The sequence below is a fragment of the Microbulbifer sp. CAU 1566 genome (assembly GCF_023156515.1).
Taxonomy (GTDB): domain Bacteria; phylum Pseudomonadota; class Gammaproteobacteria; order Pseudomonadales; family Cellvibrionaceae; genus Microbulbifer.
This window is the reverse complement of record NZ_JALNMG010000005.1, coordinates 44,919-58,990: the sequence shown is the minus strand read 5'-3', so window position 1 is coordinate 58,990 and position 14,072 is coordinate 44,919. Positions and strand designations below refer to the sequence as shown.

At 59.2% G+C, this 14,072-nt stretch carries 9 protein-coding genes; 6 read left to right on the top strand and 3 right to left on the bottom strand.

Annotation, left to right across the window (positions count from 1 at the left end):
• Nucleotides 1–362: 362 nt before the first annotated feature.
• Both M0G74_RS13180 and nhaC read right to left on the bottom strand, forming a co-directional pair.
• Nucleotides 363–1,490: a DUF3549 family protein gene (locus M0G74_RS13180; protein ID WP_248217839.1), complete on the bottom strand. Its 1,128-nt coding sequence runs from the start codon at nt 1,488–1,490 to the stop codon at nt 363–365.
• A 143-nt stretch (nt 1,491–1,633) separates the two neighbouring features.
• Complete coding sequence (gene nhaC / locus M0G74_RS13175) at nt 1,634–3,163, bottom strand: Na+/H+ antiporter NhaC (RefSeq protein WP_248217838.1); 1,530 nt, start codon at nt 3,161–3,163, stop codon at nt 1,634–1,636.
• 379 nt (nt 3,164–3,542) lie between these two features.
• Between nhaC and M0G74_RS13170 the strand changes: the two genes are divergently transcribed.
• From M0G74_RS13170 to M0G74_RS13145, 6 genes are all read left to right on the top strand, one after another.
• Nucleotides 3,543–4,718, top strand: a complete 1,176-nt coding sequence (locus tag M0G74_RS13170) for a 1-acyl-sn-glycerol-3-phosphate acyltransferase (protein ID WP_160154227.1) — start codon at nt 3,543–3,545, stop codon at nt 4,716–4,718.
• 108 nt (nt 4,719–4,826) lie between these two features.
• The gene (gene dinG / locus M0G74_RS13165; RefSeq protein WP_248217835.1) at nt 4,827–7,004 is read left to right on the top strand and encodes an ATP-dependent DNA helicase DinG; all 2,178 of its coding nucleotides are present in this window, start codon (nt 4,827–4,829) and stop codon (nt 7,002–7,004) included.
• A gap of 30 nt (nt 7,005–7,034) precedes the next feature.
• Complete coding sequence (locus tag M0G74_RS13160) at nt 7,035–7,367, top strand: YqcC family protein (protein ID WP_160154225.1); 333 nt, start codon at nt 7,035–7,037, stop codon at nt 7,365–7,367.
• Nucleotides 7,368–7,729: 362 nt separating this feature from the next.
• Nucleotides 7,730–8,413 (top strand): RimK/LysX family protein, encoded by a 684-nt coding sequence (locus M0G74_RS13155; RefSeq protein ID WP_248217834.1) that lies wholly within the window; start codon nt 7,730–7,732, stop codon nt 8,411–8,413.
• Between the two features lie 109 nt (nt 8,414–8,522).
• A complete protein-coding gene (locus tag M0G74_RS13150; protein WP_160154223.1) occupies nt 8,523–10,055 on the top strand; it encodes a UUP1 family membrane protein in 1,533 nt (510 codons plus the stop codon).
• Entirely contained in the window at nt 10,055–11,041 is a 987-nt protein-coding gene (locus M0G74_RS13145) for an alpha-L-glutamate ligase-like protein (protein ID WP_248217824.1), read from the top strand. The genes M0G74_RS13150 and M0G74_RS13145 overlap by 1 nt, the downstream gene beginning before the upstream one ends.
• Before the next feature lie 76 nt (nt 11,042–11,117).
• Here M0G74_RS13145 and M0G74_RS13140 read toward each other — a convergent pair whose 3' ends face one another.
• Complete coding sequence (locus tag M0G74_RS13140; protein ID WP_248217822.1) at nt 11,118–13,889, bottom strand: valine--tRNA ligase; 2,772 nt, start codon at nt 13,887–13,889, stop codon at nt 11,118–11,120.
• Nucleotides 13,890–14,072 lie beyond the last annotated feature (183 nt).

The window sequence follows — 14,072 nt, the reverse complement described above, 5'->3', positions numbered from 1 at the left end:
GGTTAAAATAGCCGCCACAGGTGAATTCAGGATAAAACCGCCGCCAGTTTGTCACGCTCATCGGCCCTTATTTAAAGGGTTTTCCGCCAAATTGCGGTCTGATGTGTTGCGGAGCGGAGAATAATTTTTTTCAGCCGGGTGAAATAAATTTTATTTTCTTCTGGTGAATTGGTTTTTTGAATGGATCGGCGCCAGAAAAGCGAAAATTTATTTCCGTTGCGCGCAAAACAAGTGAATGAATTACGCGCATATTTTTTGTTGGCTGTGGAATCAGGGTAGATCAGCGGGCGTAGCCGTGCGGGTACGGTGGCGCCAGATCTCTCCTGTTGGTGAGGCGAAGGCAATGGCTAACCGCGCAAGGCTTAGGAGCTGCCACCCGGGTGCAGGAAATTACCGAAGGCTTTGGCGACGGGTTCCGGCCTTTCCGGGTTGCGTAATACCCCAAGCAGGACATTGCGCAGCTGCGGTAAAAACAGCAGGTCGGTGAGTAGCAGGTTGAAGGTTTCCTGAGGCTGGCTGCTGCTGAGCCGCTCCAGCCACAGCTGGGCGATCTCCGGTACCAGAAGGTCGTCACAGCACCGGCTGCCGATGGCGGCGAGTATTTCCCCCTCAGTAGCGGCTTCTGACTGCAGTAACCGAAGGAGAAATTGCTGGCGCATGCCCTTGGCGGGGCTGTGTGATAGGCCGCGCACGACCGCCGTTATCAGGTTGATATCGGGCTGGTCGCTGGCCAGCGACTGTTCCGCGCGGCGGATCAGCGGCTCGGCCAGGGGGTGATCAATGGCTTCACTCTCCAGGCACTGGCAGAGGGGAATCAATACCGGTGTGGCAAACCGCGGCAGGGTGTTTGCCAGGTTTGCCTGCTCGTCCTTCCAGCGCATCGCCAGATCCGCAATACCCTGGACTGCCAGCTGTTCCCAGGGGAAGGCTGCGGGATCCTTGGCGTAGGCTTTGGCGGCCGGGTAGTGATCGCTGGCTGGTCGCTTCAGGAAGCGGGCGGATTTTGCGTGGAACACCGCGCGCCTTTCGGGGGGCGGGGCGAACATCAGGCCACTATCGTCCAGTGCCCGCTGCAATTGCTTGCCCGGGTCCCGGCTCTGGTCTTTATCCGGTTGCGCTGCGGCCGCTGGCTGCAGTGCTTGCTGTAGCTGCTTGAGAAACCGGTCGCGGATCGGAAGTAGCAGCTTGCCCTGCTCGTCCAGTGGCAGGCGTAAAAACCACACGATTGGCTCGGCGCTTGCCTCTTGCTGCTTTTTCTCTTCCTGCTTCGCGTTCTCTTCCTGCTTCGCAGTCACTGGCCAGAGCAGCAGTCCACACCAGGCCTGGCGCAGGTAGGGGCTGGGCCAGGGGGCAGTGCCGGCTTCAAATGCATCACTGTCTTTTTTACTGATGGGCGTTACCCGCCGCCCCAGGTCAAACCAGCGCAGATTGAAGTCGGCGGCGGCAATGAATTCGGAAAGGGTGCTGGGGGGTAGGGGAGATGAAGTCATCTGGCTCACGGTGATAGGTCTGAAATCGTAAAAATGGCGGCGGGTAGCGAAGGTATTAACGGGTATAAGCAGGGATGTTGTTGCTGGCAAGCGAAAGGCGCCGGGTTGGTCACTGGCGCCTTTCGCAGAAGAGGTGAGCCGGGTTAGCTTGCGCGGGTCTCTTCCATCGCAGGCTCGGCCTCAGGCAGAACCTCCTGTTTGCCCAGGGGCATCTGCTTGAAGTGCAGCCAGCCATAGGCGATGGCCAGCAGCGGGCAGATGATGTTGAACAGGGCGAAAGGCGCGTAGGTAAAGGTGGCGATGCCCAGGGTGGCGCTCATATAGGCACCACAGGTATTCCAGGGGATAAGCACCGAGGTAATGGTGCCGGAGTCTTCCAGGGTTCGGGACAGGTTGAGGCCGTGCAGCCCTTTGCCCTCAAAGGCTTCGCGGAACATGCGCCCGGGAATGATGATGGCCATGTACTGGTCGCCGGCGGCGGCGTTCATGCCGAAGCAGGTCAATACGGTGGAGGTAATCAGGCCGCCGACCGAGTGTACGCCAGAGAGCGCCCAGTTAACGATGCGCTCGAGGAATCCCGCCCGCTCCATCACGCCACCGAAGGCCATGGCGGAGATGATCAGCCAGATGGTATTGAGCATGCTGCTCATGCCGCCTTTGGACAGCAGCGATGCGACCGCTTCGTTGCTGGAGGTGGATTTATAACCATCGAACAGGCTGTGCCAGGCGCCTTTCAACAGGCTCAGCGGGCCTTCACCACCGGCCAGCTGGCGAGTGGCATTGGGCTCGAAAATGATGGCGATCAGGCAACCAACCAGGGCGCCGATGATGAGCGTCGGGTAGGCCGGGATCTTCTTCCAGGCCATGAATAGCAGCAGTGCCAGCGGCAGCATGCTGACGATGGAGATGCGGAATTCTTCCTGGAGGGCGCCCAGCAGCTTCTGGATATCATCCGCGGAAGCGTGCCCAGTATTTGAGGAGAGACCAATGACAGCGAAGATCACCAGGGCGATGGTGAATGCCGGAATGGTGGTCCACAGCATATGACGGATATGCAGGAAGAGGTCGTTGGAGGTCACTGCGGCCGCCACGTTGGTGGTGTCGGACAGCGGGGACATCTTGTCACCAAAATAGGCGCCGGAAATGACCGCGCCTGCGGTAATCGCGGGGTTCAGCCCCAGGGCTGCGGCGATGCCCATCAGGGCCACACCCAGGGTGCCCGCCGTGGTCCAGCTGGAGCCGATACTGAGGCCGACCACGGCGCAGATGATACAGCTGGCGGCGTAGAACCACTGGGGTGACAGCATCTGTACCCCGTAGTAGATCATCGACGGCACCGTGCCAGCGAGAATCCAGCTTCCAATTAGCGCGCCCACCGCCAGCAGAATCAGGATGGCGCCAAACACCAGGCTCATGCCATGCAGCATTCCCCCTTCCATTTCTTTCCAGGTAAAGCCGTTTTTCATACCCATCAGGGCAGCGACACCGGCACACAGGAGCAGGGCGATCTGGTTGGGGCCGTAAGAGGAATCGGCGCCGTAGAAAAAGACGGACAGGGAGAGCAGGGCAATAAGAACAAGCAGGGGGATCAGAGCATCCAGCAGGCTGGGTTTGCGGTGGTCACTGCCGCGTGTATTGCTGTTCGCGGGCGTGCTGGAACTGGTCTGGCTCAAGGTGTTCTCCTGCGTTTTTGGCAGCCCCGCTTGTGGCCGGTCCGCCGGGTCAGTTTCTTGTTATCTAGCGCACAAAGCGCCCTATTCTCGGGGGAGGCCCGGCAGAAGTCTATAGCCGTGCCCCAGCGGCGTATGTCAGTCGCGCCGCGGCGGTGCACATTCGGCGGGCGCCCCGTGCTTCCGGTGTGTGGAAATCACACGCCGTGGAATTACCGGCCAGTCTGCCGCAAGACTGGCAGTTCTTCCTAGCATCCGGTATGTTCTGCGCCGTTTCGCCGGCTATACCCTGTGGGGACCTTTAGCTGGGCCACAATAAGAATTGGCCAGAGCGCAGCGTCCGCAGAGTTCGCGCGCTGAAGTTGGCAGGTAGCAATATCCCATGAATGCGAGAAATTTGGATCCCAGTCTTTTTGAAGATATCCGCCCTTACCGGGACGATGAGGTGCGCCCGGCGCTCCGCCGCCTGGTAGACGATCCGGAGATGTCCCGGGTGGTGGCACACTTCCTGTTGCCCGGTATGGCGAGCAAGCTCGAGCGCCCGCTGGCCTGGCTGGTGCGCCAGTTTGTCCGTTTTGAATTCCGCAAGGCCAACAATGTGCGTGGGGTTCAGGATGTTATTGCCCGCTATCTGGACAAGGCGGTCAATCGCACCAGCTGCGGACTCAGCATATCCGGGCTGGATACCCTGCCGAAAAATCGCGCCTGCCTGTTTGTGAGCAATCACCGGGATATCGCCATGGATCCCGCACTGGCCATCCTCGCCATGTACAAAGAAGGGCACGAGACCTCGCGCATCGCCATCGGCGACAACCTGCTGTCCAAGCAATTCGCCAGCGATATCATGAAGCTCAACAAATGCTTTGTGGTGAAGCGCAGTTCCGGCAGCCGCCGCGAGAAGCTGACGGCGGCCACCACCCTGTCCAACTATATCCATCACTCCATCGTCAACGACAACGAGCATGTGTGGATTGCCCAGCGTGCCGGCCGCGCCAAAGACGGCCGCGACCGCACCAACCCGGCGCTGGCGGCGATGTTCGGTATGGCAAAGCCCAAGGAGCAGCCGTTTGCAGATTTCTGGCGCGAGTTGCACATAGTGCCGCTGTCCATTTCCTACGAGTGGGACCCTTGCGACCGCTACAAGGCGCGGGAGCTGTACATCACCGAGCACCAGGACGAGTACCAGAAAGAGGCGCACGAAGACCTGGGCAGTATTGCCAAGGGCGTCGTGGGGCAGAAGGGGCATATTCATGCGGCCTTCGGTACCCCGATCGAAAATGACTTCAACGATGTGACCGCACTGGCGGAAGAGATTGATCGCCAGATCATTGGCAATTACGTGCTGCACCCCACCAATCTCATCGCTTACCAGATGATTTATGGTGAGGCCCCGGCGCTCCCGGTGGGCTACCCGGCCAAGCCGTGGCACCCGGATGAGCACCAGGAGATTCGCGAAAAGTTCGAAGCACGCATGGCGGCGATCGACGAGCGCTGGCGCGACAAGGCGATTCAGGCCTATGCCAATCCGGTGGTGTCCCGCCTGGCGTTCGAGTCCTGATACCCGGTCTCGGTGCAATGTCAGCGGGTTTTGCCATTGGCTAAACCCTGAGCAAGCGTGGATAATGCCCGGCTGATTTAACCCCAATGTATTTTCAGCCGGTCCCCAGTGCTCAGCGATAAAGACAAAGAATCCATCCAAACCGCCTATCGTCAGTTTCTCAACGGTCGCGAACTGAAAGCCCGTTACGGGCAGAAACTGATGATTGCCTCGATCGCCCGCGCCCTGGGCGGTATCCAGCGCAATGGCGCCGGTGAGCGGGATCACGGCAAGACCGATGGCCAGCACATTTGCGTGGTCGAGGCCGGCACCGGTACCGGTAAGACCGTCTCCTACCTGCTGGCCGCGATCCCGATGGCCATCGCCCACGACAAGACGCTAGTGGTTTCCACGGCCACGGTCGCGCTTCAGGAGCAGATCATCTACAAGGATCTGCCCGAACTCATCCGCCATTCCGGTCTCAAGTTTGAAGTCTCCCTGGCCAAGGGCCGCGGCCGCTACCTGTGCCTGTCGAAACTCGACCAGCTGCTGACCGAGCTGACCTCCAGTGGCGTCGGTGCTTCCCTGGCACTCTACGAAGACGAAAAGCCGCAGGTCGATGAGGTGGGGATCAAGCTGTACCGGGAAATGGCTGATCAGCTCTCCACCGGCAGCTGGGATGGCGACCGCGACAACTGGAAAGACACCATCGAGTCGGAAGACTGGAGCCGCGTCACCACCGATCACCGTCAGTGCAGTGGCCGCCGCTGCCCCCATGTCAGCAGCTGTAGTTTCTTCCGCGCCCGCGAAAGCCTCGGTAAAAGCCGGGTGATTGTTGCCAATCACGATCTGCTGCTGGCGGATTTGGCCCTGGGTGGCGGCGCGATTCTGCCGCCGCCGGAAGACACTATCTATGTCCTCGATGAGGCGCATCACCTGCCGGACAAGGCCCTGAACCACTTTGCCCACCACAGCCGCGTCGGTGCCACTACCGGCTGGCTGGACCAGGCGAACAAGAACCTGAGCCAGTTGCTGGGTGAAATCGGTGATGGCAGTGAACTGGATCGAGCGGGTGAAGACTTGCCCGCGCTGTTCACTTCCGCCAAACAGAAACTGGAAATGGCCTGGCCGCTATTGGAAGATCTGTGTGACTTCGAAGAGGAGCGCGGCCGCTCTGGTGCCAATGGCCCCGGGCGCAGTGCCCGTCACCGCTTTGAGGGTGGCGTGGTGCCGGAGTCCCTGATGCAGCTGGCCGATCAGCTGCGAGAAGACTTCGATGAAATGGAAGCCCTGCTCAGCAAGATGGTGCAGGTGGCCCAGCGCATGATGGAAGACGCCCACAGCCCCGTACCTATTGTCGACCTGGAGCGCTGGTACCCGGTACTCGGCAGCTGGCACGGACGCGCCGAGGCCAACCTGGAGCTCTGGGCCAATTATTCGAGAGTGGATGAGGGTTCCGTACCCCAGGCGCGCTGGGTAACACTGGTGGACTGGGGTGGCTCTTTTGATTTCGAGGTATGCAGTTCTCCCATCCTCGCGGGCAAAACACTGGAGTACAGCCTGTGGCGTCGCTGCTACGGTGCCGTGTTGACCTCCGCTACCCTGACCGCCCTGGGACGCTTCGACCGGCTGAAAATGCGCGCCGGCACCCCGGACAACGCCAGTTATGAAGTCGTGCCCAGCCCGTTTGATTTTTCCCGTGCGGAATTGCGTGTCCCCAGGGATGCGGTAGAGGCGAATAACGCAGACCTGCACACGGACGCGGTGATTGAAGCGCTGCCGGGGCTGCTCGATACCTCGACGGAATCGTCCGGTGGCAATGGCGCGCTGGTGCTGTTTGCATCGCGTCGGCAGATGGAAACCGTCTACGAATCCCTGCCGGGCACCTGGCGCAATCGCATCCTGATGCAGGGGCAGCAGTCCCGGCAGCAGCTGCTCGACAGCCACAAAAAAAGTATCGATAGCGGCGGCCACAGTGTGCTCTTTGGCCTCGCCAGTTTTGCTGAAGGCCTGGATTTACCAGGTAATTACTGCAGTCATGTGGTGATTGCCAAGCTGCCCTTTGCGGTGCCGGATGATCCCATCGAAGCGGCGCTGGCGGAGTGGATCGAAGCCAAAGGCGGCAACCCCTTTATGCAGATCACCGTCCCTGATGCTGCCCTCAAACTGGTACAGGCCTGCGGTCGCCTGCTGCGCACCGAGTCGGACAGTGGCACCATCACCTTGCTGGACCGACGGATTGTTACCAAGCGCTATGGTCGTGCCATGCTGGATTCGCTGCCGCCATTCCGGCGCGCAATTAACTGAGCGTCCCATTAACTGAACTAATTTGAATCAATGAAGTCGATTTACCCCGATATTGCCACCCTGTTACTGGAGCTGGAAGCGGAGCTGCGTACGCTCAATCTATGGGATGAAGAGTGGCCTTCGCCAGAAGCCCTGGCCAGCACCCAACCCTTTTGCGTGGATACCCTGACATTGCCCCAGTGGTTGCAGTTTGTCTTTTTGCCGCGCATGAGCCATCTGGTGGAGTTCGAGCAACCACTGCCGCAGAAATGCGGTGTGGCGCCCATGGCAGAGGAGTTTTTCCGCGGTGGCGAGCTGCCGGTGGCCGCGCTGGTGCGCAAGCTGTCCGAGATCGACGAGCGCCTGGAGCAGGGCGAGGGCTGAGTCGTCGAGTTGGACGATTGGGGTGGTCAATTGGCGGCGCAAATAGTGCCGGAAACGGCCAGTGGAATCACTGCTGGGCCGGATGTCGCTTGATTCGTTGTGACCAATTGGTACCATCTCGTCTTGATTTGCGCCGGAGACTATCCTACATCGGCGGTATTTGGGTGCCGATGGTTACTCCATGCCTCTTGAGAGCTTGAGAGTCCACCCTGGCTCCGGTGCAGCCTGACGGCGGATGAGGTACTATCCGGGCTTCGCAAAAATCGGGCGACATGGACGGCCCGACCCCCATACCGCCAGGAATACACAAAAAAACATCGCACAGGGCCGGCTTTTCCGCCCCTTAAGGTAGTAATAAACAGATGCGGTTTTTGCCTTTAGTTTGCTCTTTACTGGTTGCGCAGCTGCTTGCCGGTTGCCAGAACCTGCCAGATATCGGTGCCGGAACCCCGGCAACGGATGAATCCCCGACCCTGACAACCGCCGATTTCGATCCGAGTCTCTGCCCAGCGGCGGAAACCGTGGTGTGCGCTGAGCCCGAAGTCAAAGTAGTAGAGCGGGTGATTGAGCGCAATTTCGAAAAAGTGGTGGAAGTGCCGGTTGCCAAAGACAAGCTGGTGTTGGGTTCGGAAGAGCTGTTTACCGTGGAGCCGGGCGGCGTGCGCCTGCGCGCACTGGTGGATACCGGCGCAGCGACTTGTTCGCTGAGTGTGCTGGATCTCACGCCATTCGAGCGCGATGGCAGCGAGTGGGTACGTTTTAAACTGGGCGACGGCAGTGATGTCGAACCCGTCAATGTCGAGCTGCCCATCAAGCGCCATGTGCGGGTTGCCCGCCCGGGTTTCGATCGCCAGCGTCGTCCCATTGTCGATATGAGCCTCACCGTGGGTGAGGTGACCCATATGGTCGAGGTCAACCTGATCGAGCGCGGGGAGTTTGAGTTTCCACTGCTGGTGGGGCGCAACTTCCTGAAAGACGCCGCAGTAGTGGATGTCAGCCGCAAACAGGTACAGGGTAAGCCGCAATTGCCTGCCTTTAGCAAATAATTCCAGTACTAAAGCCCCAAAATGTGTGCCGGGCACTGGCAGATCCGCCAGTTACCGGCAAGAATAAGCAGCCACAAGCTGTACACAACAACTAAGCGGGGAATGGCGAATGTCGCCACGGGCTCAGGTCTATATTCTCGCCGCGCTGCTCGCATTGATGGGCGCCGGCCTCACCATCTATAAACATTTTGAACTGGGCTTCCCTCTGTTGCCCGGTGAATACCGCACCGTCTGGACCATCGAAGCCAAAGTGGGCTTTACCGCGGACGGCGGTCCTGTCAAAGCGGCGCTCACCTTGCCGCGCGCTCAGCGCAATATGGAAGTGCTGGGGGAAACCTTCAGTTCATCCGGTTACGGGTTCAATATCATTCGTGCCGATGACGAATATCGTGCGGTCTGGGCCAAGCGTCACGCGGCGGGGTCGCAATCCCTGTTTTATCAGTTGGACGTGCACCAGACTCCCGGCGCGGCACTGGAGCAGCCCCTCGATCTGAGTACGGAAGTCACCAAGCCCTTGCTCGGTGCCCGTGAGCAGGAAGCGGTGCGCCAGGCGATTTTCTCGCTGGTGGAAACCGCACGTGAGCGCTCCTCCGATATTCGCACCTTCACCTCCGAATTGCTGATTGCCCTGGGTGACAATCGCAATCAGGACCGCAACCTGATCTTCGGCTATTACCGCGATCAGTCCTTTGTGGATGTGTCGCTGCTGGTGCTGGCGGCCGCGGATATTCCCGCGCACCGGATTCGCGGGCTTTACCTGGAAGACGACCGGCGCCGACTGGACCCGGAAGACCTGCTGGAAATTTATGACGGCAAGCGCTGGGTGGTATTCGAGCCGCTGAGCGGTTCTCCGGGAGTGCCGAAAAACTTCTTTATCTGGCAGCGCGGCGGTAAAAGCCTGCTGGATGTGGAAGGTGGGCGCAATTCCAAGGTCACCTTCTCCGTAATCTCCAACGATGTGCCGGCCCGCGATGTGGCCATGCTCAGTACCAGCCAGGAGAAAGAAGCCCTGGTGGACTTCTCCATTTACAGTTTGCCTATCGAGCAGCAGAGCATCTTCAAGCTGATCCTGCTGGTGCCGGTGGGTGCCCTGGTGGTGGTTCTGTTGCGGGTCTTTGTGGGCTTGCGTACTTCCGGTACCTTTATGCCGGTACTGCTGGCCATTGCCTTTATTGAAACCCAGCTGCTCACCGGCCTGTCCATTTTTGTGCTGATCCTAATTCTGGGGCTGTGGGTGCGCTTCTATTTAAGCCGGCTCAACCTGCTCCTTGTGGCGAGGATCGCCGCCGTGGTGGTGACGGTGGTGATATTGATGGGCGCCATCAGCGTGGTCAGCTACAAGCTGGGTATCGAGCAGGCGCTGACGGTGACTTTCTTCCCGATGATCATTCTCGCCTGGACCATCGAGCGCATGTCCATCGTGTGGGAAGAGGATGGCCCCTACGAAGTGGTGGTGCAGGCCGGTGGCAGCCTGCTGGTGGCGGTGCTCGCCTGGTGGGTAATGACTAACCGCTTTATCGAGCACTGGACCTTCAACTTCCCGGAATTGCTGCTGGTACTGCTGGGGGTAATTCTGATCATCGGCAACTACACCGGTTTCCGCCTTGGTGAACTGGCGCGCTTCCGCCAGCTGGTGCGCTAATGCAGTTGCCGTCCTTTTTCCGCGGCGGGCTGGTCTCGCCATTCCAGTTGCGCAAAATTGGTGTGTTGGGCATGAATGCGCGTAACGTGCGCTATATCGCACGTTACAACGACCGGGACAAATACCCGATTGTCGATGACAAACTCAACACCAAGCGCCAGGCCAAGCGTTTCCGCATTCCGGTGCCGGAGCTGATTGCGGCCTTTGAAACCCAGCCCAGCCGCACCCGGGTTATGCAGGTGATCGAGCCGTTGGAAAAGTTCGTGATCAAGCCGGCGCGCGGCTCTGGCGGCAAGGGTATTCTGGTTATTGTCGGGCGCGATGGCGACGATTACCTCAAGCCCTCGGGAAACAAGGTGACGGCACTGGATATCCAGCGCCATGTCAGTAATGTGCACAGTGGTCTCTACAGCCTCGGTGGCAAGCCCGACCGGGTTATGATCGAAGCACTGGTAGATTTCGATCCGATTTTTGACAAGTATTCCTTTGAAGGCGTGCCCGATATCCGCGTGATTGTATTTCGCGGTTTTCCGGTGATGGCCATGCTGCGATGCTCCACGCACGACTCCGATGGCAAGGCGAATCTGCACCAGGGTGCAGTGGGGGTGGGGATTGACCTCGCCACTGGCAAAGCCTCCCATGCGGTGCAGCGCGGTATCCGGGTGGATATTCATCCGGATACCCAAATGCCGTTTTCCGATCTTGAGGTGCCGGGCTGGGCGGAACTGGTGCGCCTGGCGGCCAGCTGCTATGAAATGACCGGCCTCGGTTACCTCGGCTGCGACATAGTTCTCGACCGCAAGCGCGGCCCTCTGTTACTGGAGGCCAATGCCCGTCCGGGTCTTGCGATCCAGATTGCCAATGGCATCGGCTTGCGCACTCGCCTTGAGCATATTGAATCGATGGAAATGGAGCAGCTGGAGAAAAACGTGGAAGAGCGGGTGGCTTACTCCATGGACTATTTTGCCGCACCTGGCTCGATGTAAATCGTTTTAAGGTAACCAAAACAAAAATGGCGAACCGTTTCCGGTTCGCCATTTTTTTACCCGTAAATCGTGAGACTTACAGGTTTTTCAGAGATTCCAGCTGCTGCTCGAAACGGGCTCGGGCGCTTTCCATTTCCGCCAGTTTGGCCTTCTCTTTGTCCACAACTTCTTGCGGGGCCTTGTCGACAAATTTGGGGTTGTTGAGCTTACCGGATACGCGGCCCAGCTCTTTACCCAGTTTGTCGATCTCCTTCTGCAGACGCGCGCTTTCCGCTTCTACGTCGATCAGGCCTGCCATCGGCACCAGCAGTTCCAGCTCGCCGACCAGGGAGGTGGAGGAGGCTGGCGCATCGGCACCTTTTTCCAGCCAGTCGATGGACTCCAGGCTCGCCAGTTTGGTGAGCAGGCTGCGGGTCTGGTTCAGCAGGTCCTGGTCCTGCTCGGAACCGTTGCGCAGGATCAGTGGGATTTTCTTCGCCGGGGAAATATTCATTTCACCGCGAATATTACGCACGCCTTCGATGACGCCTTTCAGCCAGGCAATCGCCGCTTCGGCATTGTCGTCGATGCGGTGCTGGTTGGCTTCCGGGTAGGGCTGCAACATGATGGTGTCGCCGCTCGCGCCGGCGAGACCTTTCACGCGCTGCCAGATCTCTTCAGTGATGTACGGCATCAGTGGGTGTGCCAGGCGCAGAATGGTTTCCAGCACGCGGATCAGGGTACGGCGGGTGCCTTTCTTCACCGCATCCGAGGCGTTATCGTCCCACAGCACCGGCTTGGACAGTTCCAGATACCAGCTGCAGTACTCGCCCCACACAAAGTCGTACAGTGCCTGGGAGGCCAGGTCGAATCGATAACTATCGATGGCTTCCTTCACGGTCAGCTCGGTGCGCTGCAGCAGGGAAATGATCCAGCGATCGGCGATGCTCAGCTCAAAATCTTCGCTGCCATCCTGGCCGCAATCGTGACCGTCGCAGTTCTGTAGCACGTAGCGGGAGGCGTTCCAGATCTTGTTGCAGAAGTTACGGAAGCCTTCAATACGACCCACATCGAACTTGATGTCGCGACCGGTGGAGGCCAGCGAGTAGTAGGTGTAGCGCAGGGCATCGGTGCCGTAGGCGGCGAGGCCTTCCGGGAATTCCTTGCGGGTCTGCTTTTCGATCTTCTCGCGCAGGTGCGGCACCATCATGCCAGAGGTGCGTTTGGCCACCAGGCTCTCGAGGTCGATACCGTCGATCAGGTCGATAGGGTCCAGCACATTGCCCTTGGACTTGGACATCTTCTGGCCCTGTCCGTCGCGTACCAGGCCGTGTACGTAGACGGTTTTGAACGGCACTTCTTTCTTGAAGTAGAGGGTCAGCATCATCATGCGTGCGACCCAGAAGAAGATGATGTCGAAGCCGGTGACCAGTACTGAGGTCGGGTGGAAGGCCGCCAGCTCCGGAGTTTCTTCCGGCCAGCCCAGCGTGCCGAAAGTCCACAGGCCGGAGGAGAACCAGGTGTCGAGCACGTCGTCGTCCTGGCGCAATTCGATATCGCCCAGGTTGTGCTTCTTGCGTACTTCTTCCTCGCTGCGGCCGACGTAGACCTTGCCGTCGTTGTCGTACCAGGCGGGGATGCGGTGGCCCCACCACAACTGGCGGGAGATACACCAGTCCTGAATGTCGCGCATCCAGGAGAAGTACATGTTCTCGTAGTTTTTCGGCACGAATTCGACGCGGCCGTCTTCCACCACCTTGATGGCTTCGTCCGCCAGCGGTTGAGTTTTCACGTACCACTGATCGGTGAGCCACGGCTCGATCACGACACCACTGCGGTCACCGCGGGGTACTTTCAACGTGTGCGGGTCGATTTTTTCCAGTAGGCCGAGATCATCCAGGTCGTCGACAATCTGCTTGCGCGCAGCAAAGCGCTCCATGCCGCGGTATTTCTCTGGCACGTTGTCGTTCAGGTTGGCGTCTGCATCGAGGATGTTGATTATCTCGAGGTTGTGGCGCTGGCCCATTTCATAGTCGTTGAAGTCGTGGGCTGGGGTGATCTTCACGCAGCCGGTACCGAACTCCAGGTCGACATAGTCGTCGGCGATGATCGGGATCTCGCGGTCGGTGAGCGGCAGTTTGATGGTCTTGCCGATCAGGTGCTTATAGCGTTCGTCTTCTGGATGCACCGCCACGGCGGTGTCGCCGAGCATGGTTTCCGGGCGGGTGGTGGCAACCACGAGATGGCCGGAGCCGTCAGACAGTGGGTAGCGGAAGTGCCACAGGTGGCCCTGTTCTTCCTCGTTCAGTACTTCCAGGTCGGAAATCGCGGTGTGCAGTTTCGGGTCCCAGTTCACCAGGCGCTTGCCGCGGTAGATCAGGTCGTCTTCGTAAAGGCGGATAAAGACTTCCTGCACCGCCTTGTAGAAGCCGTCGTCCATGGTGAAGCGCTCACGGGACCAGTCCGGGCTGGCGCCGAGGCGACGCAGCTGGCGGGTGATGTTGCCGCCGGACTCTTCCTTCCACTCCCACACTTTCTCGATGAACTTATCGCGACCCAGTTCGTGACGGTTCTTGCCTTCCGCGCTCAACAGACGCTCTACCACCATCTGGGTGGCGATACCGGCGTGGTCGGTACCCACTTGCCACAGGGTGTTGTCGCCCTTCATGCGGTGGTAGCGGATCAAGGCATCCATGATGGATTCCTGGAAACCGTGGCCCATGTGCAGGCTGCCGGTGACGTTCGGCGGCGGGATCATGATGCAGTAGGGATCGGCGGCGGTATCGCCGGAGGGCTTGAAGTAGCCGTTGTCTTCCCAGGTTTTGTACCACTGTTGTTCGATGGCGTTGGGCTGGTATGTCTTGTCCATGCGCGGGGGAATGCCTTGCTTTGAATCGCTTTGCCGCCCGGGGCCGGATCAATGGTCACACCGGGGCGATGAAATGTAAGGATGAGTATAAAAGGGTGAGTATATAAAAAGGGGCGGAATTATACCGCCGGGGCGGGGTAGGGCAAAAGGCTGCCCAGCGTCGGATGGCAGCCCCGAGCCCGG